Origin of the sequence: Gulosibacter sediminis (genome assembly GCF_030011715.1) — a bacterium.
GTDB classification, from domain to species: domain Bacteria; phylum Actinomycetota; class Actinomycetes; order Actinomycetales; family Microbacteriaceae; genus Gulosibacter; species Gulosibacter sediminis.
Genome location: NZ_JASCYH010000004.1, coordinates 43,890 through 67,513, shown reverse-complemented (window position 1 = coordinate 67,513; position 23,624 = coordinate 43,890). Strand labels below are relative to the sequence as shown.

22 protein-coding genes are annotated in these 23,624 nt (G+C 67.3%); 9 read left to right on the top strand and 13 right to left on the bottom strand.

Annotated elements, in window-relative coordinates:
• Positions 1–3 precede the first annotated feature (3 nt).
• Genes QM019_RS03100 through QM019_RS03080 form a run of 5 tightly spaced genes read right to left on the bottom strand, consistent with a single transcriptional unit; the run spans position 4 to position 6,210 of the window.
• Complete coding sequence (locus tag QM019_RS03100) at positions 4–1,737, bottom strand: acetyl/propionyl/methylcrotonyl-CoA carboxylase subunit alpha (protein WP_282851821.1); 1,734 nt, start codon at positions 1,735–1,737, stop codon at positions 4–6.
• Between the two features lie 17 nt (positions 1,738–1,754).
• Complete coding sequence (locus QM019_RS03095) at positions 1,755–3,347, bottom strand: 5-oxoprolinase subunit B/C family protein (protein WP_282825254.1); 1,593 nt, start codon at positions 3,345–3,347, stop codon at positions 1,755–1,757.
• The gene (locus QM019_RS03090) at positions 3,344–4,144 is read right to left on the bottom strand and encodes a putative hydro-lyase (RefSeq protein WP_282851820.1); all 801 of its coding nucleotides are present in this window, start codon (positions 4,142–4,144) and stop codon (positions 3,344–3,346) included. Before QM019_RS03090 ends, QM019_RS03095 begins: the two co-directional genes overlap by 4 nt.
• 8 nt (positions 4,145–4,152) lie before the next feature.
• On the bottom strand, positions 4,153–4,914 hold the full coding sequence (locus QM019_RS03085; RefSeq protein WP_282825259.1) for a LamB/YcsF family protein: 762 nt from the start codon (positions 4,912–4,914) through the stop codon (positions 4,153–4,155).
• Between the two features lie 21 nt (positions 4,915–4,935).
• A complete protein-coding gene (locus QM019_RS03080; protein ID WP_282825261.1) occupies positions 4,936–6,210 on the bottom strand; it encodes an NRAMP family divalent metal transporter in 1,275 nt (424 codons plus the stop codon).
• A 203-nt stretch (positions 6,211–6,413) separates the two neighbouring features.
• Between QM019_RS03080 and QM019_RS03075 the strand changes: the two genes are divergently transcribed.
• The gene (locus QM019_RS03075) at positions 6,414–7,073 is read left to right on the top strand and encodes a GntR family transcriptional regulator (RefSeq protein ID WP_282825262.1); all 660 of its coding nucleotides are present in this window, start codon (positions 6,414–6,416) and stop codon (positions 7,071–7,073) included.
• A 147-nt stretch (positions 7,074–7,220) separates the two neighbouring features.
• On the opposite strand, the gene QM019_RS03070 is transcribed toward QM019_RS03075, so the two are convergent.
• Positions 7,221–9,623, bottom strand: a complete 2,403-nt coding sequence (locus tag QM019_RS03070) for an ABC transporter permease subunit (protein ID WP_282851819.1) — start codon at positions 9,621–9,623, stop codon at positions 7,221–7,223.
• Between the two features lie 141 nt (positions 9,624–9,764).
• On the opposite strand from QM019_RS03070, the gene QM019_RS03065 reads away from it, so the two are divergent.
• Together QM019_RS03065 and QM019_RS03060 are read left to right on the top strand one after the other, a co-directional pair.
• Positions 9,765–10,463, top strand: coding sequence for a GntR family transcriptional regulator (locus tag QM019_RS03065; RefSeq protein WP_282825266.1), 699 nt, complete (start codon positions 9,765–9,767; stop codon positions 10,461–10,463).
• A 39-nt stretch (positions 10,464–10,502) separates the two neighbouring features.
• Positions 10,503–11,375, top strand: coding sequence for an urea carboxylase-associated family protein (locus QM019_RS03060; RefSeq protein WP_235988149.1), 873 nt, complete (start codon positions 10,503–10,505; stop codon positions 11,373–11,375).
• A gap of 132 nt (positions 11,376–11,507) precedes the next feature.
• Here QM019_RS03060 and QM019_RS03055 read toward each other — a convergent pair whose 3' ends face one another.
• From QM019_RS03055 to QM019_RS03045, 3 genes are all read right to left on the bottom strand, one after another.
• Entirely contained in the window at positions 11,508–12,881 is a 1,374-nt protein-coding gene (locus QM019_RS03055; RefSeq protein WP_282825270.1) for an LCP family protein, read from the bottom strand.
• Between the two features lie 114 nt (positions 12,882–12,995).
• Positions 12,996–13,499, bottom strand: coding sequence for a 5-(carboxyamino)imidazole ribonucleotide mutase (purE, locus tag QM019_RS03050; RefSeq protein WP_125106894.1), 504 nt, complete (start codon positions 13,497–13,499; stop codon positions 12,996–12,998).
• Positions 13,496–14,632, bottom strand: coding sequence for a 5-(carboxyamino)imidazole ribonucleotide synthase (locus QM019_RS03045; RefSeq protein ID WP_282851818.1), 1,137 nt, complete (start codon positions 14,630–14,632; stop codon positions 13,496–13,498). Before QM019_RS03045 ends, purE begins: the two co-directional genes overlap by 4 nt.
• Before the next feature lie 159 nt (positions 14,633–14,791).
• On the opposite strand from QM019_RS03045, the gene QM019_RS03040 reads away from it, so the two are divergent.
• Positions 14,792–15,373 carry a GtrA family protein gene (locus QM019_RS03040; protein ID WP_235988147.1) on the top strand — a complete coding sequence of 194 codons (582 nt, stop codon included), beginning with the start codon at positions 14,792–14,794 and terminating at the stop codon, positions 15,371–15,373.
• A 23-nt stretch (positions 15,374–15,396) separates the two neighbouring features.
• Here the strand turns inward: QM019_RS03040 and ectB are convergent, their stop codons facing one another.
• From ectB to QM019_RS03025, 3 genes are read right to left on the bottom strand one after another with little or no spacing between them, the layout of a single operon-like run.
• Positions 15,397–16,665: a diaminobutyrate--2-oxoglutarate transaminase gene (gene ectB / locus QM019_RS03035; RefSeq protein WP_282851817.1), complete on the bottom strand. Its 1,269-nt coding sequence runs from the start codon at positions 16,663–16,665 to the stop codon at positions 15,397–15,399.
• 32 nt (positions 16,666–16,697) lie between these two features.
• Positions 16,698–17,288, bottom strand: a complete 591-nt coding sequence (locus tag QM019_RS03030; protein WP_282825280.1) for a PH domain-containing protein — start codon at positions 17,286–17,288, stop codon at positions 16,698–16,700.
• Positions 17,285–18,178 (bottom strand): biotin--[acetyl-CoA-carboxylase] ligase, encoded by an 894-nt coding sequence (locus tag QM019_RS03025; RefSeq protein WP_282851816.1) that lies wholly within the window; start codon positions 18,176–18,178, stop codon positions 17,285–17,287. The genes QM019_RS03030 and QM019_RS03025 overlap by 4 nt, the downstream gene beginning before the upstream one ends.
• Positions 18,179–18,337: 159 nt before the next feature.
• Between QM019_RS03025 and QM019_RS03020 the strand changes: the two genes are divergently transcribed.
• Both QM019_RS03020 and QM019_RS03015 read left to right on the top strand, forming a co-directional pair.
• Positions 18,338–19,945 (top strand): acyl-CoA carboxylase subunit beta, encoded by a 1,608-nt coding sequence (locus tag QM019_RS03020; protein WP_282851815.1) that lies wholly within the window; start codon positions 18,338–18,340, stop codon positions 19,943–19,945.
• Positions 19,945–20,208, top strand: coding sequence for an acyl-CoA carboxylase subunit epsilon (locus QM019_RS03015; protein ID WP_282851814.1), 264 nt, complete (start codon positions 19,945–19,947; stop codon positions 20,206–20,208). The genes QM019_RS03020 and QM019_RS03015 overlap by 1 nt, the downstream gene beginning before the upstream one ends.
• A 16-nt stretch (positions 20,209–20,224) precedes the next feature.
• Here the strand turns inward: QM019_RS03015 and QM019_RS03010 are convergent, their stop codons facing one another.
• Positions 20,225–21,523 carry a class I SAM-dependent RNA methyltransferase gene (locus QM019_RS03010; protein WP_282851813.1) on the bottom strand — a complete coding sequence of 433 codons (1,299 nt, stop codon included), beginning with the start codon at positions 21,521–21,523 and terminating at the stop codon, positions 20,225–20,227.
• Between the two features lie 56 nt (positions 21,524–21,579).
• Here QM019_RS03010 and QM019_RS03005 point away from each other — a divergent pair, with 56 nt between their 5' ends.
• The 3 genes from QM019_RS03005 (at position 21,580) to QM019_RS02995 (ending at position 23,564) form a co-directional block, all read left to right on the top strand.
• Positions 21,580–21,798 carry a hypothetical protein gene (locus QM019_RS03005; protein ID WP_282851812.1) on the top strand — a complete coding sequence of 73 codons (219 nt, stop codon included), beginning with the start codon at positions 21,580–21,582 and terminating at the stop codon, positions 21,796–21,798.
• Between the two features lie 29 nt (positions 21,799–21,827).
• Entirely contained in the window at positions 21,828–22,463 is a 636-nt protein-coding gene (locus tag QM019_RS03000) for a Maf family protein (RefSeq protein ID WP_282851811.1), read from the top strand.
• 69 nt (positions 22,464–22,532) lie between these two features.
• Positions 22,533–23,564, top strand: a complete 1,032-nt coding sequence (locus tag QM019_RS02995) for a hypothetical protein (RefSeq protein ID WP_282851810.1) — start codon at positions 22,533–22,535, stop codon at positions 23,562–23,564.
• Positions 23,565–23,624: the final 60 nt, after the last annotated feature.

Below are 23,624 nucleotides of genomic sequence, written 5' to 3'. Positions count from 1 at the left end.
CCCCTACTCGGTGACGCGGGCGATCGGAGCGTCGACGATGACCGTCGCGCCCTCCTCGACGAGCCAGACGATCGTGCCGGTGCGCTCGGCGAGCACCTTCGTCTCCATCTTCATCGCCTCGCACACCGCGACGGCGTCGCCCTCGGCCACCTGTGCGCCCTCGGCGACAAGCCGGCGCACGAGCGTGCCCGAGACCGGCGCGAGCAGCGCATCCTCGTGCTGGTCGGGTGCCGCGGATGCTGCGACAGGGCCGGATGCGCCGGCGTCAGCCGCGCGCAGGCTGCCGAGCAGTTCCTCAGGCAGGCCTAGCTCGACGCGGCGGCCGTCGACCTCGATAACGACGCGGCGCAAGGCCGGCGCGGGCGCGGCTTTCGCGCGCGGCTGCGTCTCGAGTTCGGGCAGAAGTTCGGTCTCGATCCACTGCGTGTAGACGCCGAGCCGCTCCCCTACGAAGGCCGGATGCTCGACGACGGTGCGGTGGAACGGCAGCACGGTTGCGACGCCTTCGATCGACGTCTCGCGCAGCGCGCGCCGCGAGCGCGCGAGGGCTGCGGCGCGGTCGTCGCCAACCACGATGAGCTTCGCGATCATCGAGTCGAACGCGCCCTCGACGCGGTCGCCGGCCTCGACACCGCCGTCCCAGCGCACGCCGGGGCCGCCCGGCTGGTGCAGGTGCTCGACGGCACCGGGCGAGGGCAGGAAGCCCCTACCCGGGTCCTCGGCGTTGATGCGAAACTCGATCGCGTGGCCCACTGGCTCGGGGGTGTCGGTGCGCGAGAGGCCGCGGCCCTCAGCGACGCGGAACTGCTCGAGCACGAGGTCGATGCCGCTCGTGAGCTCGGTCACCGGGTGCTCTACCTGGAGGCGCGTGTTCACCTCGAGGAACGACACGGTGCCGTCCTCGCCAAGGAGGAACTCGACGGTGCCCGCGCCGCGGTAGTTCACGGCGCCGCAGATCTCGCGGGCGGCGGTATGGATGCGCTCGCGTGCGTCGGCGGGCAGGTCGGGCGCCGGCGACTCCTCGACGAGCTTCTGGTTGCGGCGCTGCAGCGAGCAGTCGCGGTCGCCGACGACGAGCACGTTGCCCGCGCCGTCCCCGACGACCTGCACCTCGACGTGGCGCGGGCGGTCGAGGAACCGCTCGATGTAGCACTCGCCGCGGCCGAAGGCGGTGACGGCCTCGCGCGTCGCCGACTCGAAGGCGTCGCCGACCTCGTCGAGGCGGCGCACGACCTTGAGGCCACGACCGCCGCCGCCGTACGCGGCCTTGATCGCCACGGGGAGCCCGGCCTCGCGCGCGAAGGCGACCGCCTCATCCGCGCTCTCGAGCGGCTTGTCGGTGCCGGGCACGAGGGGCGCGCCCACGGAGGTCGCGATCTGGCGGGCGGTCACCTTGTCGCCGAGCTGGTCGATCGACTCAGGGGTCGGGCCGATAAAGGTGAGCCCCGCATCCTCGACCGCGCGCGCGAACGACGCGTTCTCGCTGAGGAAGCCATAGCCCGGGTGCACGGCGTCGGCGCCCGCGGCCCGCGCGACCTGGAGGATGCGCGCGATGTTGAGGTAGCTGTCGGCTGGGGTCGTGCCGCCGAGCGCGTAGGCCTCGTCGGCGAGCCGGACGTGCATCGCGTCCGCGTCTTGGTCGGCGTAGACCGCGATAGAGGTGTAACCGGCGTCGGCGCAGGCGCGCGCGACGCGCACGGCGATTTCGCCACGATTGGCAATGAGGATGCGCTGCATGGTGGGGCCTTTCGTGCTTACAGTTCGGTAAATTCGCGCACGACGTGGAAGCGCACGCGCATGCCGGGCGCGAGCTGCCCGGCGCGGTCGAGGTCGGCGTCGACGACGGCGCCGATGACGGGGTAGCCGCCCGTGAGCGGATGGTCGGGCAAGAAGAGCACGGGCTGGCCGTTCGCCGGCACCTGGATCGCGCCCGTGACGGCGCCCTCGCTCGGCAGCTCGGCGGTGACGACGCGCTCGAGCGGGGTGTCGCCCTCGAGGCGCACGCCGACGCGGTCGGACTGCGCGGTCACGCGCCACTCCTGGCCCGTGAGCGTCTCGAGCGCCGCGGCGCTGAACCAGTCGGTGCGCGGGCCGAGCACAATGTCGATCTCGACGAGCTCGTCGTGCGCGGGCAGCTCGGGGCGCGCCGCGTCGTTCGGCTCGACGGCGCGCGCGGCCCGGTCGTCGCCGAGCGGGAGCACGTCGCCCGCCGCAAGCGGCTGCGGGCCGACGCCAGAAAGCGTGTCGGTCGTGAGGCTGCCGAGCACGTCGTCGACCGCGAAGCCGCCGCGCACCGCGAGGTAGCCGCGCAGCCCGCGCGTGAAGCCCGAGAGGTGGATGCGGTCGCCCGCCGACACCGCGGTCGGCACGCCGCGCTCGAACGGGTACTCGTCGCCCTCGGCGCTGACGATCGTTCGACGCCCGCTCGCGCCGGTCCACGCGATGACGCCCTCTGCGCAGGCGAGCAGCTCGGCGCCGCCGCCCGCGAGTTCGAGCACCGCGGTGTCGCTGTCGTTGCCGACGATGCGGTTCGCGGCCCGCAGCGCGCGCCGGTCGGCCGCGCCCGACGCCGCGACGCCCATCCCGAGCATCCCGGCCCGGCCGAGATCCTGCAGCAGCAGTTGGGCGCCCGGGCGCACGATCTCGAGCGCGCGCGCATCCCCCGGCACCGGCGGCAGCTCGGTCGTGCGGGGCGCGGCGCCGCTGAGGTCGACCTCGTCGCGCACGGCGCGGTAGCGCACCTCCTGCCCGGGTTGGATGAACGCGGGCGGCGTGCGCTCCAAGTCCCACATCCGCTCGGGCGTGCGGCCGATGAGCTGCCAGCCGCCGGGCGACTCGCGCGGGTACACCGCCGAGAAGTTGCCGGCGAGCGCGACCGAGCCGGCCGGGATGCGCGTGCGCGGCGATGGCCGGCGCGGCACCTCGAAGAACGGGTCGTCACCGACGCAGTAGACGAAGCCGGGCGCGAAGCCGGCGAAGGCGCCACGCCACGTCGCCTCGGTGTGGCGGCGCACGAGCTCCTCGCTCGAGACGCCGAGGCTGTCGGCGAGCCCGGCGAGGTCCTCGCCCGAGTAGACGACGTCGACGGTTACCGCATCATGGTCGGATGCGGCGTGCTCGGCCGCGGGCATCTCGCGGATGCGCCGGGCCAGGCTCCGCGCGTCGGTGAGGGTCGGGTCGAAGCGCACCATCGTCGTGCTCGCGGCGGGGATGAGCTCCTCGACGCCCGCGAGCGCGGCCGACTCGAGCGGCGCGAAGTGCGCGAGCACCGCATCCAGGTCGGTGTACTCGACGAGGATCGCGCGGTCGCTCATCGGCAGGATTCGGGTGATGCCGGGCTGGGTCATACGGTGTAGCTCTCGTTGCGCACGTCGGTCACGAACATGCGGCCCGGGGCGTGGGTGATCGCGAAGGGCACGCGGGATTCCATGATCGCCGCCTGCGGGGTCACGCCGCACGCCCAGAACACGGGCACCTCGCCGTCGCGTAGCGGCGCTGGGGCGTCGCCGAACTCGGGGTTGTCGAGGTCGATGCCGAGCACGGCGGGGTCGCCGATGTGCACCGGAGCGCCGTGCACGGCCGGGGTACGACCGGAAATCTGCACCGCATCGGCAACCCGGTCGGCCGGAATCGGCCGCATCGAGACGACGAGCTTGCCACGCAGGCGACCCGCCGGCTCGCAATCGACGGCGGTGCGGTACATCGGCACGTTGCGGCCGAGGGTCTGGTGGCGGATCTCAATGTTCGCCGCCGCAAGCCCCGCCTCGAAGGTGAAGCTGCAGCCGATTAGGAACGTGACGAGGTCGTGATGCTCGGCCCACGCCTCGCGCGCATCCGTCGGTTCTTCGGCGAGCACGCCGTCGCGCCACACGCGATACCGCGGCAAGTCGGTGCGCAAGTCGCTGCCCGGCGCGAGCTTCGACTCGAAGTCGCCGTCTTCGATCACCTCGAGCACGGGGCATGGCTTCGGGTTCCGCTGCGCGTAGAGCAACACGTCGTACGCCCAGTCCCGGGGCACCGAGATGAAGTTCGTCTGGACGACACCTGACGCGACGCCGCTGGTCGGCGCATCGTTGCCCCCGCGGGCCGCGCTGCGTGCAACCTGGCCCGAGGCGAGGTCGTCGCCGGTGGCGTAGATAAGCATCGTGTCGCCTACTTCGCGAATGCGGCGAGGTCGACGCCCTGGCCGGTGAACACCTCGCGCACCGCCGCGGCCATCTGAATCGCGCCGGCACTGTCGCCGTGCACGCAGATCGAGTCGGCAGCCAGGTGCACCTCAGTACCGTCAGCGGCGGTGATGATGCGCTCGTTGACGAGGCGCAGCATCCGCTCGGCGACGAGCTCGGCCTCGTGGAGGACCGACCCCTCCTTCGTGCGCGACATGAGCGAGCCGTCGGCCTCGTAGGCGCGGTCGGCGAAGGCCTCGCGGGCCACGGTGAGGCCCGCCCGCTCGGCGATCTCAACGCTCACGCCGCCCGCGAGCCCGAGGAACACGAGGTTCGGGTCGATCGCGCGAACCGCCGCGGCCACGACCTTCGCCTGCCGCGCATCCTTCGCGATCGTGTTGTAGAGCGCGCCGTGCGGCTTCACGTATTTCACTGGGGTGCCGACGCTCTTCGCGAGGGCCTGCAGCGCGCCGAGCTGGTACTCGACGTCGGCCTGCAGGGTCGCGTCGTCGATGTCGACGGCGATGCGGCCGAAGTTCGCGTAGTCGCGGTAGCCCGGATGCGCGCCGACGGTCACGCCGTGCTCGCGCGCCTTCGTGAGGGTGTCGCGGATGCCGACGGGGTCGCCCGCGTGGAAGGCGACGGCAACGTTCGCGCTCGTGACGATCTCGAGCATCGCGGCGTCGTCGGCGACCTGGCGGTCCGGGGTGTTCTCGCCGAGGTCGGAGTTGAGGTCGATGGTGGCCATCTGTGGTTCCTTCCTTGGCGCTTAGGCGCCGGTGATCATTTCGAAGATCGGCACGATCGAGACGGTGCCCATGTACCAGGTGAGCGCGGTCGCGAGGGTACCGAAGACGAGCAACCACACGGGGTACTTGTAGCCGTGCAGCAGGTCCTTCTGACGGAACCAGCCGATGTACATGAAGATCGTGAGGCCGATCGGCAGGATGAGGCCGTTGAAGCCGCCGACGAACACGAGGATCGACGCGGGCGCGGCGCCCCAGAGCATGTAGAGCACGAGCGAGACCGCGATGAACGCGACGGTCGCGATGCGCAGCGGCCACCCGTCGTTGAGCTTCTTGCTGAAGACTGAGAGGAACGTCGCCGACGTGTACGCGGCACCGATGACCGAGCTGATCGCGGCCGCCCAGAAGATGATGCCGAAGACGCGGAGGCCGGCCTCGCCCATCGCGTACTGGAACGCGGCGCCCGCCGGGTTGAGGTTCGGGTCGGCCATGTCGAGGGTGAAGCCCGAGGCCGCGACGCCGAGGATCGCGAGGAACAGCACGTAGCGCATGATGCCGGTGACGAGGATGCCGTTCATCGACGCGCCCAAGATGGCCTTGACGTGCTCGGGGCCGGTGAGGCCCGAGTCGAGGTAGCGGTGCGCGCCCGCGTAGGTGATGTAGCCGCCGACGGTGCCGCCGACGATCGTCGTGATCGTCGCGAAGTTGATGTCGTCGGGCAGCACGGTCTGGCGCAGGGCATCGCCGACCGGCGGGTTCGAGACGATCGCCATGACGATCGTGAGCACGATCATGCCGACGCCGAGGATCATCACGACGATGTCGACGATGCGGCCGGCGCGCTTCCAGAGGAAGATGCAGATAGCCAGGAGGCCGGTGATTATGCCGCCGAGCTTCGCGTCGATGCCGAGCATCGCGTTGAGGCCCAGGCCACCGCCCGCGATGTTGCCGATGTTGAAGGCGAGGCCGCCGATGACGATGAGGATGCCGAGGACGTAGCCGAAGCCCGGCACGGCCTCGTTCGCGAGCTGCCCGGCGCGCTTGCTTGCGACGGTGATGATGCGCCAGATGTTCATCTGCACCGCGAAGTCGACGAGGATCGACACGAGGATCGCGAACGCGAATGCCGCGCCCATCTGGAACGTGAACGTGGCGGTCTGGGTGATGAAACCCGGGCCGATGGCGCTCGTCGCCATGAGGAAGATCGCGCCGAGGATGGGGCCTCTGCGGGACTTGGCGAATTCCTTCGCCTTCTGCTTGGACGGGGTGTCGGTGGAGATGGTGCGATCGTCAGCCATGACGAACTCCTCGGCGTCGTTGACGGGGGTGCGCGTTCTGCGTACGAGCGACCCTACGTCTTGCTGAACATTCCCGCAAGGATTGTTCAACAACTTGGTGTGGATATGGGGACAGAGTACGCAGAAGTTTTCTTTACGCGCAATGTTCAATAATCTTTCTTTACATTGCGGGCCCTCGTCGACGTTCGACTACGCTCGCGAATATGACGACGCTCCCGCCCGACCGCGCCGCGATGCCCAAGGTCGCGCACGAACTGCGCGAGGCCATCACGGCCGGTCAGTATGCGCCGGGCGAGCGACTCTCGGAGATCGCGGTGGCCGAGTCGTTCGGGGTCTCGCGGAACACGCTGCGCGAGTCATTCCAAGCGCTGGCCGAGCAGCGACTCATCACGCGCATCCCCAACCGCGGCGTTTCGGTGGCCTCCCCCGAGATGGCCGACGTCATCGACATCTACCGGATGCGTCGCATCCTCGAGCTCGGCGCCCTCGCGAGCGGCTCACGCCTGCATCCCGCGTACGCCGACATGACGGCGGCGGTCAAGGATGCGCGGGCCGCCGAAGATGCTGGCGACTGGCCCGCAGTCGGTACTGAGAATATGCACTTCCACTCAGCCCTCGTGCGCTTCAGCGACAGCCCGCGGGTGGTCAGCGCGTTCGAGAACGTCGCCGCCGAGATGCGCCTCGCGTTCCTGCGACTGAACGACCCGGAGCGACTCCACCAGCCGTTCATGGGCCGCAACGAGGTGATCCTCGCGGCCATCGAAGCCGATGACTTGGCCGCCGCATCCGCCGCCCTCACCGACTACCTCGCCGACTCCGAACGCCTGCTGCTCTCGACCTACTCGCGCCTCGGCCTCAGCTAGCCCGCACGCGCGAACCCTGGGCTTGTCGAGGGGTCGAAGGATCGCCGCCCACCGCCCCACTAAAGTGCGCCCGAAACAAAGTGATGGCAAGTTACTGCGGATTTCGAGAATCCGATGTAACTTGCCGTCACTTTGTCGACAGGTGCCCTAGCTCTCGAACTTGCTGAGGAACCGCTTCGTACGTTGGTGGTCGGGGTTCGTGAAGACCTTGTCGGACGGCCCTTCTTCGACGACCTGCCCCTGATCCATCAGTACAACCCAGTCCGCAACCTCGTGCGCAAACCTCATCTCGTGCGTGACCACAACCATCGTGAGGCCCTCGGCCGCCAGCTCAGTCATGACCTGCAGCACCTCGTCGACCAACTCAGGGTCGAGCGCGCTTGTCGGCTCGTCGAAGAGCAGCACCTCCGGGTCCATAGCCAATGCTCGCGCGATCGCGACTCGCTGTTGCTGGCCACCCGAAAGCTGATGCGGGTACTTATTCGCATGGTCATCCATCCCAACCTTTGCGAGTAACTGGTGCGCACGGTCTTCGAGTCGCCGCTTGTCATCCCGGTTGAGATACTCCGGCGCAAAGATGACGTTCTCGAGCACAGTCTTGTGCGGGAATAGGTTGAACTGTTGGAACACCATTCCCACCTTGGCGCGCACCTTCGCAACATCGCGGTCCACCGCGACACTGTACTTGCCATCGGTGGTCTTGTGATACCCGACTGGCTCACCATGGAAGAGAACGTCGCCACCATTGATGGTTTCCATGGCATTGAGGGTTCGAATCAGTGTCGTCTTACCCGAGCCGGACGGACCGATGATGGCCACAACTTCTCCGGGGTGCACGTCAAGGTCGACACCCTTAATGACCTCCGTGTCGCCGTAGGACTTGCGGAGCTCCTGGACTTGGATCACTGGCTCGCCCACGTGAGGGACCCCGACACGACCATTGATTGGGGCAACCACGTCAACCACTCCAGTCGACAGCGTTACCTTCGCCGTTGCAGACCTGCGATTCACGTCCAAGCGGCGCTCGAGCAGCTTCAGGAGCTGGTCGAAAATGGTGACGATCATCACGTAGAAGATCGCTACCACGAGCAGCGTCTCGAGCACCTTGAAGTTCTGGGTGTAGAGGCGCTGACCCACCAGCAGGATCTCCGTGAGCGAGATCGCGGACACCAGCGACGTCAGTTTGATGATGGTGACGAACTCGTTACCCAACGCCGGCAGCGCAACGCGGAACGCCTGTGGGATGACGATCCGCCGCTGAACGCCGCCCCACGGAATACCGAGCGCCCGCCCCGCTTCACCCTGGCCGCCAGCAACTGACTTGAGGCCGCCGCGGTGGATCTCAGAGATATAGGCAGTTTCCGACAGCACCATTGCCAAGAGGCCGGCCGCGAAGGGAGAGCCAATGATTCCGCGAAGTTCAGGGATAACCTGCGGTGCGTTGTAGACGAAGATCAGCAGCACCAGTAGCGGCAATGACCGGAAGAACCAGACGTACACGTTGAGTATGCCGCGCAGCCACGCCTGCTTTGACTGCCGGCCAAGGGCGACAAACATACCGAGCACCGTCGAAATGACCCACGCGAGCACCGACAGCGCGATCACAACGAGCGACGCCAGCCAGAACTGCGAATTGCCGAATTGCGCGAACGTGTAGCCCCAGTCAAACGCGAAACCACCGGTGCCGGTCGAATCCGCCTCCGAACCGAGTGCCTCACGCACGGCAGCCTCATCAGGCTCCTGCAGGTTGTACTTGTCCAGGAGCGCCTGGTAGCTACCGTCGGCGCGCATCTGGTCGAGGGCACCACGCAGCTGTTCCGCCAGCTGAGTGTTTGACTTGCTTACCGCAATGCCAACCGGCACCGGCCAAAGCAGGTCATTGCTCGTAATGACGAGGCGACCGTTCGACGTGTCCACTGCCGTCTTGGCGACAGCCGCGTCGCTGACCTGAGCGTCCACCTGCCCCGACATCAGCGCCTGTGCCCCTTCAGAGTCGGTGGTGAAGTCGCGCACATCGACAGCACCTTCGCCCGCTTCGGCACAAGCGTCGCTGGCCTCGCCGCGGAGCTGGGTCGCCACTTCCCCACCCTTGATGACCGCGACGGTGAGGCCACAGAGATCCGCGGCTGACTGAAGCGGTGACGAGGACGTCTGCGTGACGATCGAGTTTCCGGTCATGAAGTAGGGAATGAAGGTGACCGACTTGGCCCGTTCTTCCGTGATGTAGAGCGCGGAGGCCACCACATCGAAGTGGTCGGACTGCAGGCTCGTAATGAGTTGCTCGAACCGGGTGTCAATGAATTCCGGCTCGCGGCCGAGTTTGCCTACAATCTCAGTCATGAATTCAGGGTCGAAGCCAGCGGGGGTGCTGCCTTCGAAGTAGGCATACGGCGGATAGGTTAGGTCTGACCCGATCCTCAGCGGCCCTTTGTCTGCCGAGGCCGCGGCCGATTGCTCGCCGCGGAGGCCAAACGGCGCCACGAGCGTGAGGACAAGGATGAAGACGGCCGCGATGCCGCCCAGGAGTCGATGTTTTCTGCGCGCTTCCATGCTCGGAGCGTAGAACTGTTGAACAGTTCTGTCAACGGAGAGCGAAAAGAACGAGCAAGGACCCACACTCGCTGATAAATACGGCGAAGTAGAGCACTTTCAGTGTTCAACAGTAGAGATTTCCTTGCTACGCTCATCACCGTGACCAGATCCACCACTGCAACCGATGCACCCGGCAAGGGTGGGCGCCGCCAGTCGGCCTCCGATGCAGTTTTCGGCGCCCTCCGGTTGCAAATCCTGCGAGGCGAACTGAAGCCTGGAACTCGTTTGATCGACGCGACCGTTGCCGTGGAGCAGAAGGTTTCGCGCAATACGGCGCGGGAGGCCTTGCGACTTCTCGTGGCGGATGAACTCGCCACCTGGACTCGCAACCTTGGCTACATGGTGCGCTCGTTGAGCCCCAATGACGTCCGAAACCTCTACCAAGCACGCCGAGTTATCGAAATCGGCGCTGTTCGCCAGAGCGCGAACGCACCTGACGAACACTTCGTTGCGTTAGAGAAAGTGACGGAGCACGCCGAAGCTGTCCTCGCCGCAGGCGCCTGGTCAGGTGTGGGCACTGCAAGCCTCAATTTCCATCAGGCGATCGTGAGATTGGCCGGCTCAGCAACGCTTGACGCATTCTTCGAGAAGATTGCAGCGCAGTTGCGACTCGCATTCGCTGTCATGAATAACGAGGCCAAGTTCCAGGCCCGGTGGATACCCCGCGATCGGGAAATCGCGAATCTCATTCTTTCCGGTAACCGCGCAGAAGCAATCACCGAACTCGAGCGATACCTCGTCGACTCAGAAACCAGCGTGGTTGATGCGATTCGCGCAGCTGAGCGCGAATCTGCATGACCAATTTTTTCCCATTGATCAGTACATAGGAGCATGACATTGGAAGAACAGCAGCGCACAGCTGCGCTTACTGAAGCGGCGTACAAGGGCCCGGCACTCGAAGTCGACAAGGAGTTCTACGGAGCGATTGCGACTGAAACTGACTCGCGAACCCACGTCGGATCCTTCGAAATCCCGATTCGAAGCGGCGTTGCTTGGGAAGTGCCCGCGGGACACGTCTGTCGTCTTGTGACAGTTGAGGGCGGCCAGGTCGGCGACCTCAACATCTGGAATCGACACAACCCCCGCGAACGATTCTGGGCAGCGCGCACCCGACAGTTGCAGGCCGCGCACGTGACGACGTTCGACCGACTTTGGTCGACGCTTCCCTATCTCCGCCCGCTCGTCACGATCACCGCAGACACCCTCGAGGATTACGGCGTCGACAACGAAGGCGGCCGAGTGCATGACACTCTCGGTACGCGGTGCGACCCGTACGTCAATCGGATGCTCACCGGTGAAGATTTCGACTACCACTGCCACTCCAACCTGACGCGGGCGGTTCGTCCATTCGGGCTCACTGAGTTTGACGTCCACGATGTGCTGAATGTCTTTCAGTGCACCGGGCTGAACGACCAGGACCAGTACTTCATGAAGACGTGCCCGGCCAAGGTCGGGGACTACTTCGAAATGTTTGCCGAGCAGGATGTGCTGATGGCACTATCGACCTGCCCAGGCGGCGATCTGTCAGTACCAATGTGGGGCGACGAAGCCCATGACCCCGTCGAGGTCTGCCATCCTATCGGCGTTGAGATTTGGAAGGTCGACGACTCACTTCTCGCGGGCTGGTCCGAGCCGGAATTTGTTGCGTACGCGGGAGGCCATGGCCTCCGTGAGCGGACGTGGCCCGAGGTGGCAGCCAGCGGGGAGTAAGACGCTCAACAAAGTGATGGCAAGTTACAACGGATATCGAGAATCCGTTGTAGCTTGCCATCACTTTGTGTCGTGGGCCCGGCCACGTGCACGGGTCGGCCCTTCGACAAGCTCAGGGACCGGATGCGCGCGCTACTGCGTCGCGTTCGGGTCGTTGCCCGCCAGGGCGTCCTCGATGAGGGTGTGGCCGTACTCGTAATCGGGCACGACGTCCTCGATCTGGAACAGCGGCGGCGCGAGGTCGAGGCGGATGTTGTCGTCGCGGCCGCGCGACTTCAGCGCGAGGTCGGCGATGATGCCGATCTGCCCCTTCGGGATGTCAGTTGTCACGACCTCGTCGAGGGAGTTCATGATTGCGCTCGAGTGCTGCACCATGGCGCCGGGCAGCTGCGCGATGATCGCGTCCTGCAGCTCGCGCTGCCGCTCCATGCGGGCGTAGTCGGTGGTTTCGTAGCGCGAGCGGGCGTACCAGAGGGCGTGATCGCCGTTCAGCGTCTGCAGGCCAGGCTCGATGTACGCCGTCGGCGGCGTCCAGCCGGGTGAGCCATCGTCGTTGATGCCCATCGCGATGCGCTCCTTGACGTCGATCTCGACGCCACCCATCGCATCCACGAGGTCGGCAAACCCCTGCATGTTGATCATCACGTAGTACTGAATGTCGAGGCCGGTGATCCACTCGACCGCGTCCTTCGTCGCCTCGATGGCCGGCTCGGAGCCGTGGTCGGCCGCATCCTGGTACATGTCGTAGTTCCACACCGTCACCTCGGTGTAGACCGAGTTGAGGTAGCAGACGTCGACGTTGCAGCCCGTGTAGCCATCGGGATACATGTCGTGCATCGGGCCGTCGACGAAGCCAAAATCGGTGAGCGTACGCGGCAGACCGATCGTCGTAACCTGGCCAGTGAACGCGTCGAAGCTCATGACGCTGATCGAGTCGGGGCGCACACCCTCGCGGTCCGCGCCCGCGTCACCGCCGAGCAGCATGACGTTGATGCGGCCGTCGGCGGGCAGCTTTAGCCCCGCGCTGCCGCCGCCGAAGATGTTGTCGACGGTGTTCCGCACGACGCCGATCTGCGTCGCGATGAAACCGCCAACGAACACCGGAATCACTGTCGCGATCAGCGCGACCACGAGCACCAGGCCGCGAGCGAGCGCATCCACGCGAATGAGCCTCGCTTGCCGCATCGTCTCGACCATCGTCACGGCCATCCAGAGGCCGTAGCCGAGGAACACCCACGCGAGCAGCCGCAGCCCCCAAGACGTGGTCAGCGGGAAGAACAGCGCACTGCGGAGCACGAACCAAAGCACGAGCACTGCGATGAGCACGTACACCCACAGCAGCCAGAGCCGCAGCCCCGCGCGCCCGAATCGGCGGTTGCCGGCAAGCAGCGGGCCAGCACCCGGCACGAGCAGGTTGGCGACGAGTAGCCACCAGGCTCGCCGAGTCATGAACTCGGGTGAGGACACGTCGGGCTGACGCAGCGGGCGGGCGAAGGATGAGTGCATAAATGAAAGGCCTAGGTCGCGGACGCGAAGGGGCGCGGCTGACGGAACACCGCAATCACGCCCCGAGGGAATATACCCGGCGCGCTCGCGAAAAACCGTCGGCCAAGCCGAACGCTAGAGCTGCGCCTTGAGCGCCGCGTTCTTCTCATCGACCATCGCGGTGAGCCCGTCCGCGTACTCCTGCAGCCGATCGGCCACTGCCGCGTCGTGCGAACCGAGGATGCGCGCGGCGAGAATTCCCGCGTTCTTCGCGCCGCCGATCGACACGGTCGCGACCGGGATGCCCGCGGGCATCTGCACGATCGACAGCAGCGAGTCCATCCCGTCGAGATACTTGAGCGGCACGGGCACACCGACCACCGGCAGCGTGGTCATCGAGGCGACCATGCCGGGCAGGTGCGCCGCACCGCCGGCGCCCGCGATAATCACCTCGAGGCCGCGCGAGCGCGCCTGCCGGGCGTAGTCGACCAGCTTGTCGGGCGTACGGTGGGCCGACACGACCTCGACCTCGCAGGCGACCCCGAACTCGGCGAGGATGTCGCGGGCCTCGTGCATGACTCGCCAGTCGGAGTCTGAGCCCATGATGATGCCCACGCGGGGCGTCGCGTCGGTGGTCATTCCGCGATCTCCTCATCGTCGAACATCGCGGCCGCGGAACGCGCGGCGTAGGCGACCTCGTCGAGGTTGCCACCGGTCACGGTCACGTGGCCCACCTTGCGGCCGGGGCGCGCCGACTTGCCGTAGGTGTGCAACTTCGCCTCGGGGTGGCGGGCCATCACGGCGGCGAAGCGATCGGTGATCGCTTCGTGCTGCGGGCCGCCGAGAATGTTGATCATGACGCTCGCGGCCTCGCGGGCGCTCGCGTCGCCAAGCGGCAGGTCGAGCACGGCGCGCAGGTGCTGCTCGAACTGGCTCGTGCGAGCGCCGTCGATCGTCCAGTGCCCCGTGTTGTGCGGGCGCATCGCGAGCTCGTTGATGAGCACGCGATCGTCGGTGGTTTCAAACAGCTCGACCGCGAGCACCCCGGTCACGTCGAGGCCGGATGCGATCTGCTCGGCGATCGCGCGCGTCACCTCGCGCTCGCGTGGGGAGGCGGAAGGCGCCGGGGCGAGCACCTCCTTGCACACGCCGTTCTGCTGCACCGACTCGACGAGCGGCCAGGCCACGATCTCGCCGGAGGGTCGGCGCGCGACAAGCTGCGCGAGCTCGCGGCGGAAGTCGACGAGCTCCTCAACGAGGAGCGCCTCGAAGTCGCCGAACCAGTCGGCGCCCTCGCTGCCGGCGCGCACGATGCGCACGCCGTGGCCGTCGTAGCCGCCGCGGGGCGTCTTCAGCACCGCCTCGCCGTCGTGCGCGGCGATGAATGCGTCAAGCTCGGCCTCGGTGCGTACCTCGGCCCACTCGGGCACCGGCGCGCCGAGTTCGGTGAGGCGGCGACGCATCGCGAGCTTGTCCTGCGCGAACTCGAGGGCGTGGGGCCCGGGATGCACGGCGACGCCGTCGTCGACGAGCGCCCGGAGGACGTCCTGCGGCACGTGCTCGTGGTCGAAGGTGACGACGTCGACACCGCGGGCGAACTCGCGCACCGTCTCGAGGTCGCGGTAGTCGCCGACCTCGGTCGCCGCGAGGCGTGCCGACGAGCCCTCTGTCTCGGCGAGCACGCGGATCTCAATGCCAAGTTCGAGCGCCTGCGGCACCATCATTCGGGCGAGCTGGCCGCCGCCGATAACACCCACGATTGGCACTGGCATGAAAATCCTCCGCTCGTTGTATGACGTGCACGCTGGCCGCCGACATCCTCTCCATTGTGGCATCCACAACCGCCAGATCAGCGTGCGCAGGGGTCTCTCATGCGAGAATGGTCGACGGCCCGCGAGGACTTTCCCTGCACCCGACCCATCGGACACGCATTGACTGAACAGCAGCATCCCCACCACGATCCGTCGTGGCGCGACACCAGGCACCCCCAATCGGGTGCGATCGCGATCATTGCTGCTGAAGAGGCCGACGCGCGAACCCACCCCGGCAATCACCCCCGCCGCGGCACCCGCGACTGGTGGGGCCACCTCTTCAAGCAGCTCATGAAGTTCGGGCTCATCGGCGGCCTCGGCGTCGTCGTCGACATGGGCGTGTTCAACTGGCTGCGCGCGACAGTGCTGTCGCCCTCCGAGGTCACGTGGGGCCCGATGGCCGCGAACATCATCGCGACGCTCGTCGCGATCATCTTCAACTGGGCCGGCAATCGCTTCTGGACGTTCCGTAAGGAACGCCACCACACCTCGACCTCGCGCGAGGCGATCGAATTCTTCGCCGTCAGCCTCGCCGGCATGCTCATCGGCCTGCTGCCGCTGTGGTTCACCCACTACGGCATGGGCTGGACGAGCCCGATCGCCGACAACATTTCAAAGCTGGTCGGTATCGGCCTCGGCTCGGTTTTCCGCTTCGTGCTCTACCGCTGGTGGGTCTACTCCCCCAGCCGCGCGACCGCCTAGCGGCCGCGCGACCGGCGGACTAACTAGCTCGCGACGGCGGCGAGGTTCCGGGCCGAGCGCGCGAGCACATCCACGCCGGCGCGCAGCTCGTCGAGCTCGATGACGAGCGGCGGCAGGAACTTGAGCACCTGATCGTCCGAGCCGGCGCACTCGATGATGACGCCGTTCTTGAAGGCTTCCTTGCTCATGCGGCCGGCCCACGTGCGGTCGGCCTTCGACTCGACGCCGTAGACGAGGCCGCGGCCGCGCACCTCGAGCTCGAGGGCGGGATGCTCGGCGGCGAGCTTCTCGAGTTCCTCACGCAGCACCTCGCTGCGCTCGGCAATGCCGCGCTCGAACTCGTCGTTGGTCCAGTACGTCTCGATCGCGCGGCGAGCGGCGACGAACGAGAGGTTGAGGCCGCGGAAAGTGCCCGAGTGCTGACCCGGCTTCCAGATGTCGAGATCGGGGCGAATGAGCAGCAGTGCCATCGGCAAGCCGTAGCCACCGATCGACTTCGAGAGCGTGACGAGGTCGGGCACGATGCCCGAGTCTTCCCAGCTGAAGAACTGACCGGTGCGGCCGACGCCGACCTGAATGTCGTCGACGATGAGCAGAATGTCGCGGTCGTCGGTGAGCTTGCGCAGGTGCTGCAGCCACTCGCGCGAGGCGACATTAATGCCGCCCTCGCCCTGGACCGTCTCGACGATCACGGCCGCAGGGGCGTCAACGCCGCCCGAGGCGTCGTCGAGCATCTTCTCGAGCAGGTCGAGCGTGTCGAAGTCGGCGCCAAGGTAGCCGTCGTAGGGCATGCGCGTGACGTTGCCGAGGTTGACGCCGGCGGCCTTGCGAAAGCCCGAGCCTGCGGTCGCCGCGACCGCGCCGAGCGAGACGCCGTGGAACGCGTTCGTGAACGCGATGACGTTGCTGCGGCCCGTCGCCATGCGCGCGAGCTTCAGCGCCGCCTCGACGGTGTTGGCGCCGGTCGGGCCCGTGAACTGCACGCGGTAGTCGAGTCCGCGGGGCGTAAGGATGTGCTGCTCGAACGCCTCGAGGAACTCGCGCTTCGCGCTCGTGGCCATGTCGAGGCCGTGCACGATGCCGTCCCGCTCGATGTAGTCGAGCAGCGCCTGCTTGAAGTTGTCGTTGTTGTGTCCGTAGTTGAGCGTTCCGGCACCGGCAAAGAAGTCAATGTACTCGGTGCCGTCTTCGGCGATGAGTCGCGACCCCTTCGCCGAGGTGAACACGGCCGGGAATGCGCGGATGTACCCGCGGACCTCAGATTCGCGTCGTTCAAATACATCCATGCTCATGTAGGCCTCCTAGTTATTGCAGTGATTTGACCCTACCGCTCGGGGTTTCCCGTCAGCTCACGCAACGCCTGGGTCACGGTGACCGCGTTCGGCACGTCGCGCAGTTGCATCCGCAGTCCAGATACCGAGAGCAACGTGATCGTGCCGCTGCCGAAAATCGCCTGCCAGGCGTTGCGGCGCATCTCGACGCTCGAAACGACATGATGCGGTAGCTCGTGGGTGGTGTTGTGCGGTTGGCCCTTGCGGGTCGAGGTGCGATAGGTGGTGATGGTGTAGCGGGTGCGCAGCCAGAGAATGATCGGCACGAAGCCGAGCAGCACCAGCGCGACGGCCGCGATGATGCCCCACCACAGCCACGGGCCCGACTCGCGCAGCTCGCGAAACGCGTAGCCAATGAACGCAGCGCACACGATGATCACGAGGCTCGGGATCACGATGCGATTCGCGTGCTGCCGGATGCGCGCAATGGTCACCTCGGCGACGCCGCGCGGCGGCTGGGCCTGGTGCGCCGGCTGCGCGTGGCGGGGCGGATACGCGGCGCCGCTCGACTCCGGTTGGCCGGCGACCTGCGGCGGGCCAGCGTGCTGCGGGTGCCCGCCTCCGGGTGCGAAGGGGCTGCTCACGCGAGCGACCCGTCGTCGAGTCGGAGGTGCTGCACGTCGCCCACGCGCACGGCGTGTTCGGTGCCGGCGTCATCGGTGACGAGCAGTTCGCCCGTCGAGGCGACGCCGCTCGCGATGCCGACGAGGTCAGTGTCTTCGAGGCGGCTGACGCGCACGCGGCGACCGAGGGTCGTGAGGTTGTCGCGCAGCTCGGCCGCGAGCCCCGAGGCTTCGGCGTCGCCGTCGTGCCCGATGAGCCCGTCGATGCGCGAGGCAAGCTCGCCGACATAGCGGGCGGCGAGGTCCTCGTGCTGCACGTGCACGCCGAGGTCGGCGATCGAGGTCGCGTTCGCGAGGGCGTCGGCGTTCGCGAACGCCTCCGAAACCTGGGCCGCGGCGAACGCCGCGCCCGCGGCGGCCGGCGGCGCGACGATCGGGATCGGCGTCGTGAGCGCCTGCGGGTCGCGCAGGTTGATGCCGGTGCCGACGACGCAGGCGAATCGCTCGCCGCCCGCGATGACACCGAGGATCTCGCCGAGAATGCCCGCGGTCTTGCGGCCCTCGATGAGCACGTCGTTCGGCCACTTCAGCTGCAGGCGACTCGCCTGGTGGGGGCCCGCCAGCTCGGCGAGGGTAGCCCGAAGCGCGAGGCCAGCGGCAAGGGTGACCCAACCAATCGACGTGCGCGCCGCATCCGCCGAGAACTCGAGATATGTCGAGATCGCGAGCGACGCATCCGGGGTTTCGATCCACTCGCGGTCGAGCCGGCCGCGGCCCGCTGTCTGGTTCGTGGTCGCGAGTGTCTGGAACTGCGCGAACTGCTCCTCGTCAGCGAATCGGCGGCGAACGGCGTCATTCGTTGAGTCGACGGTGTCGAGCCATTCGATCTTGGGTCCCCTGGCAGCAGTCATAGTGCTCCCATTATTGGCCGCATCGGCCGAGATCGGGCTGCATCCGTGCGTGATCATGGAGCACCCTGCCGCGCTTTGTGGCATTCGTCAAGAATCTTCCGCGATGTATACGAGGTTTCATCCACAGATTGGGGCCCCGGCGCGTATAGGGTGGGCAGGATGAATGACAAGCCCGCCGCGAGCGAGCCCGAGGTCGACCTCTCGACCGCAGGCCGCATCCGAGACCTGAAGCACCGCCACGCCGAGGCCGTCACCGACGCCGAAGCTCGTGCCGCCGAGAAGCAGCATGCCAAGGGCAAGAACACCGCCCGCGAACGCATCCTTGCGCTGCTCGACCCGGGCTCGTTCGTCGAGTTCGACGAGTACGTGCGCCACCGCACGACCGCGTTCGGCATGGACAAGAGCCGGCCGTTCGGCGACTCCGTCGTGATCGGCACCGGCACGATCCACGGCCGCAACGTCGCCGTCTACTCGCAGAACTTCACGGTGTTCGGCGGCTCGCTCGGCGAGGTCGCCGGGCAGAAGATCGTGAAGATCATGGAGCACGCGCTGAAGACCGGCGTGCCGATCATCGGCATCCTCGACTCGGGCGGGGCGCGCATCCAGGAGGGCGTGATCGCGCTCGGCAAGTACGGCGAGATCTTCCGTCTCAACACGCGCGCGTCGGGCGTGATCCCGCAGATCTCGATCGTCATGGGCCCCGCTGCCGGTGGCGCCGTGTACTCGCCCGCGCTCACCGACTTCGTGATCATGGTCGACAAGACCTCGCACATGTTCGTCACCGGCCCCGACGTCATCAAGACTGTCACGGGCGAGGACGTCGGCATGGAGGAGCTCGGCGGCGCGCTCGCCCACAACAAGGTGTCGGGCGTCTCGCACTACCTCGCGTCGGACGAAGACGATGCGCTCGACTACGCGCGCAACCTGCTCAGCTACCTGCCCGACAACAACCTCGCCGAGCTGCCGACCTACGACGCTGTCTCGACCCTCGAGGTCACCGACGCCGACCGCCAGCTCAACACGATCGTGCCAGACTCACCGAACCAGCCGTACGACATGCTCACGGTGATCGAGTCGGTCGTCGACGACGGCGAGTTTCTGCAGGTGCAGGAGCTCTATGCGCCGAACGTCATCGTCGGTTTCGCCCGCCTTGAGGGCTCGCCGATCGGCATCATCGCGAACCAGCCGAACCAGATGGCCGGCACGTTGAACATCGCCGCGGGCGAGAAGGCGGCGCGCTTCCTGCGGATGTGCGACTCGTTCTCGATCCCGATCGTTACCCTCGTCGACGTGCCCGGCTACCTGCCCGGCACCGAAGAGGAGTGGTCGGGCGTTATTCGCCGCGGCGCGAAGCTGCTCTACGCATACGCCGAGGCGACCGTGCCGCTCGTCACCGTGATTCTGCGCAAGGCCTACGGCGGCGCATACATCGTCATGGGTTCAAAGCAGATCGGCGCCGACCTCAACTTCGCGTGGCCGACCGCCGAGATCGCCGTGATGGGCGGCCAGGGCGCCGTGAACATCCTCTACCGCCGCGACATCAAGGCCGCCGAGGAGGCGGGTGAGGACGCCGCCGCGCTGGGCAAAAAGCTAGCCGACGAGTACACGTACTCGGTGGCGACGCCGTACCTCGCGGCCGAGCGTGGCGAGCTCGACTCGATCATCGAGCCGTCGTCGACCCGCGTCACGCTGACGAAGGCGCTGCGGTCGCTGCGCTCGAAGCGCGCGTCGCTGCCACCGAAGAAGCACGGGAACATTCCGCTCTAATGTCGAAGCAACCAAAGGTCCGGATTCCGGATATCGACCTCACCGACTCGCTCACGCCGGGCGACGCGCGACTGCTGCGCGGCAACCCGACCGAAGACGAGCTCGCCGCGATTGCGGGCACCCTCGGTGTCATGTTCGCCGCGGGTGTGTCGGTCGACCGCCCGCGCGACCGCCCCGCGCGGCTCACGCCCTGGGAGCGCACGCAGCGCGCCACCCGCGGTGGCGTCACCCCGCACCAGATCCTCACCGACCGCTACCGCTAGCGCGCGGCCGCGGACGCTAGCGGGCTGCGCGGATGAACGTCGCGACGGCCTCGACGTGGTGCGTGTTCGGGAAGAGGTCGAAGGCGCGCAGTCGGGTGAGCTCGTAGCCGCGCTCGCGCAGGAGCCCGGTGTCGCGGCCGAGCGCGACGGGGTCGCACGCCACGTAGATGAGTTGCTGCGGCGCCAACGCCGCGAGCGCGTCGATCACGGGGGCCTTCGCGCCGGCCCGCGGCGGGTCGAGCACGACGGTGCCGGCGGCGAGGGATTCGCGCAGCGACGCATCCGCCGTCGTAGCCAGCCCTCGCAGGTAGCGGTCGACCGCCGAGGTCACCGCCGAGGTGCCCTCCCAGCGGGCAAGGTTTGAGGCGGCGTGCGCGGTGGCTTCCTCGGCCACCTCGACCGACTCGAGCCGAATGCCCGGCTCCCCCGCCGCGGCCGCGAGCGCCGCACCGAGCAAGCCGACGCCGCCGTAGAGGTCAAGGTGCTGGGCTGCGGCGTCGAAGTGCTCGCGATCAAGCGCCTCGCCGACCGCGTCGAACAGGGTCGTCGCGGCGGCGCGGTGGATCTGCCAGAACCCGTCTTCGTTCACGTCGAACGCGAAGTCGTGCACTCGCTCGTGCACGATGCCGGCAGCGCGGGACGGCTTCGCATCGGGGCGGCGAAGTAGGTGCACCTCGTGGTCAGCCGGCGCGACGAAGTCAATGCGTCCGGGCGAACGCGAGCCGGCGCGGATCTCGGCGAGCGCCGACTCCTCGATATCGCTGAAGGCGAGCGGCAGGTCGTCGACATCGACGATGCGGTGCGATCGAGCGGCATACGGCCCGACGCGCTTGTCGGCATCGACGTGCAGCGTGAGGCGGGTGCGCCAGCCGGTGCCGCGCGACTCGTCGTCGCCGGGCAGGCCCGCCACCTCGAGTTCGCCAAGCAGCGCGCCATCGGCGTCAACGCCGCCGAAGCGGGCCATCGCATCGGCAAGCACGCGCCGCTTTAGCTCGCGCCCGAACTCGGGCAGGGTGTGCCCAAACTCGGCACCGCCGGCGCGATCCTCAGGCGCACGGTCGAGCGACGCCGCCGCCCAAACGTGCTCCTGACGCTCGGGCGCGGCCTCGAGCACGCGCAGCGTCTCGCCACGGGCGAAGCGCTTCTTCACTTCGGCGACGCGCACCTCGACGCGCTCGCCGGGCAACGCATCCGAGACAAACACGACCCGTCCCGACTCGTGGCGAGCGACGAAGATGCCGCCGTGGGCTACATCGCCGACGGTCAGTTCAACGATTTGGCCCGGAACGAGCTCGGATGCAGTGGTTTCAGTCACGCCAACAAGTCTAGTTGGCGCGGCCCGTTGCGGTCCCGGCTGCTAGCGTTGGCGCGATGAGTACTCCGAAGTCACCGAAGCGCAAGGGCGGCGTCACGCTCATGATCGTCGGCATCATTCTGATCGCCGTCGGCGCCCTCAGCTCCGACGGCATCCAGCGCAGCGCCGGTGACGACATCGCGATGGCCACCTCGCTCATCCTCACGCTGGTGTGCCTCATCGCGGGCATCGTGATGTTCGCGCTCGGCCTGCGCATCCGCACACGCCGCGACTAGCGTTCACCGACCTGCCTAAACTGGCGCGCATGTCGTTGATTCTTGCGTCCACCTCCCCTGCCCGCCTCGAGGTGCTCCGCGCCGCCGGCATCGAGCCCATCGTGCGCCCGAGCGACGTCGACGAGGATGCGGTGCTTGCGGCCGCGGGCTCGCTCACGCCGGCCGAGACAGTCCTGACGCTCGCGCGCGCGAAGGCGCTCGCGGTGGCCGATGGCGAGGATACGCTCGATGGCTTCGTGCTCGGCGGCGACTCGATGTTCGAGGTGAACGGCGTGCTTCAGGGCAAACCGCACACGCCTGAGCGCGCCCGCGAACGCTGGGAACAGCAGCGCGGCAAGACCGGCACACTCTGGTCGGGCCACTGGCTCATCGATCGGCGCGACGGCCACGACGGTGCGGTCGGCGTCGGTGCCGTGAAGTCGGCGACGGTGACGTTCGCTGACGACCTCGACGATGCCGAGATCGACGCGTACGTCGCCTCGGGCGAGCCGCTCTTCGTGGCGGGCGCCTTCACGATCGACTCGCTCGGCGGCGCATTCATCGACCGCATCGACGGCGACCCGTCAACGGTCATCGGCATCTCGCTGCCCGTCGTGCGCCGCCTCGTGCGCGAGCTCGGCGGCTCGTGGCCCGCGCTCTGGAACCGACCCGGCGCCGCAAGCTAGCGCGACCTTGGCAGGTGCGCCGTTTGTCATGAGACGATAGGGCACGCCCACCGATCGATGGAGATTCGTGTGATTCGACGCCTGAGCACTGGCCCGTTTGCCCTGACCACCGCCGTGCTGCTGTTGCTGACCGGCTGCGCACTTGGCGGCACGGACGCCCGCCCCAGCGCTACGACACCGCCGGTGCATGAATCGCCCGGCGCATCCGTGACGGAGACTGCCGCGCCCGAAACGACCGATTCAGCGGAGGTCTCGCCAGCAACGACGCTGAGCTGCCCCGGCGTGATGGCCGACGATGCTGCGTTCGATAGTTCAATGTCGGGCTGGGGACTCAAGGAGCAGGTGGCCGTCACCGGCGGCACATTCCAACTCGACAACACCGGTGCGACCGGCACCGCGACGCCCATCGATCGGGGCTTGAGCTGCTCGATCTACGGTAACAATTACGAGGCGGGTGTGCTCTATACCTACGTCGAGACGTCGGCCTCATTCGACGACTTCATCGCCGACCTCGACGCCAGCAACTACAGGCTCGTCGATACCCCGACGCCGAACGTCGATTTCTATCGAATCGAGGGGTCCGAGAGCGAGGGACACGGTTTCGACCACTTCGCCGCGATCGGCGATGGCTGGGCGGTCGTCGGGTGGTCGGCCCTCGACCGCGATCTCAACGCGACGCTGTTCACTGGGGAGTTCCGGGATGTCGACCCGAATGACTATGCGTCGAGCGAGCAGGGCACGCTCGGGTGCTCGATGTTTCTCGGGGAGCAACTCGAAGATGATGCGGCGACTCAGGTGCCGGTGCTGCAGGAGAGCCACCTTAGCTTGCTCCGTGGCGGCGAAAACGCGCTGACGACCAACCGAGACCCCAACTCCTCGAACTTCGACGTGGTCTGCGACCAGATCGTGTGGCACGAGGGCGAAGTGGCGCCCGATGCTCCGGGCGACGCAATCGCATCGACGCCTGAGTGCAACATCTACCAGCGTGGCGAACGCGATTACCTCGCCGACTGCGGCGAGGCGGGCTACGCCGAGATCGCCGCGAGCGACCTCACGGCCACCCAGGTGCGCACCCCGGCGTTCCGCGGCTTCGACGAGTAGTCGCGAAACGCGTGAGGGCCGCATCCTCTTCAGGATGCGGCCCTCCCGCGTTTCGGGGCG

Excerpts from the sequence above, each read along its gene's own strand:
- QM019_RS03100 (WP_282851821.1), bottom strand. The coding sequence starts at position 1,737 with ATGCAGCGCATCCTCATTGCCAATCGTGGCGAAATCGCCGTGCGCGTC.
- QM019_RS03095 (WP_282825254.1), bottom strand. The coding sequence starts at position 3,347 with ATGACCCAGCCCGGCATCACCCGAATCCTGCCGATGAGCGACCGCGCG.
- QM019_RS03090 (WP_282851820.1), bottom strand. The coding sequence starts at position 4,144 with ATGCTTATCTACGCCACCGGCGACGACCTCGCCTCGGGCCAGGTTGCA.
- QM019_RS03085 (WP_282825259.1), bottom strand. The coding sequence starts at position 4,914 with ATGGCCACCATCGACCTCAACTCCGACCTCGGCGAGAACACCCCGGAC.
- QM019_RS03080 (WP_282825261.1), bottom strand. The coding sequence starts at position 6,210 with ATGGCTGACGATCGCACCATCTCCACCGACACCCCGTCCAAGCAGAAG.
- QM019_RS03075 (WP_282825262.1), top strand. The coding sequence starts at position 6,414 with ATGACGACGCTCCCGCCCGACCGCGCCGCGATGCCCAAGGTCGCGCAC.
- QM019_RS03070 (WP_282851819.1), bottom strand. The coding sequence starts at position 9,623 with ATGGAAGCGCGCAGAAAACATCGACTCCTGGGCGGCATCGCGGCCGTC.
- QM019_RS03055 (WP_282825270.1), bottom strand. The coding sequence starts at position 12,881 with ATGCACTCATCCTTCGCCCGCCCGCTGCGTCAGCCCGACGTGTCCTCA.
- purE (WP_125106894.1), bottom strand. The coding sequence starts at position 13,499 with ATGACCACCGACGCGACGCCCCGCGTGGGCATCATCATGGGCTCAGAC.
- QM019_RS03045 (WP_282851818.1), bottom strand. The coding sequence starts at position 14,632 with ATGCCAGTGCCAATCGTGGGTGTTATCGGCGGCGGCCAGCTCGCCCGA.
- ectB (WP_282851817.1), bottom strand. The coding sequence starts at position 16,665 with ATGAGCATGGATGTATTTGAACGACGCGAATCTGAGGTCCGCGGGTAC.
- QM019_RS03025 (WP_282851816.1), bottom strand. The coding sequence starts at position 18,178 with ATGACTGCTGCCAGGGGACCCAAGATCGAATGGCTCGACACCGTCGAC.
- QM019_RS03020 (WP_282851815.1), top strand. The coding sequence starts at position 18,338 with ATGAATGACAAGCCCGCCGCGAGCGAGCCCGAGGTCGACCTCTCGACC.
- QM019_RS03015 (WP_282851814.1), top strand. The coding sequence starts at position 19,945 with ATGTCGAAGCAACCAAAGGTCCGGATTCCGGATATCGACCTCACCGAC.
- QM019_RS03005 (WP_282851812.1), top strand. The coding sequence starts at position 21,580 with ATGAGTACTCCGAAGTCACCGAAGCGCAAGGGCGGCGTCACGCTCATG.
- QM019_RS03000 (WP_282851811.1), top strand. The coding sequence starts at position 21,828 with ATGTCGTTGATTCTTGCGTCCACCTCCCCTGCCCGCCTCGAGGTGCTC.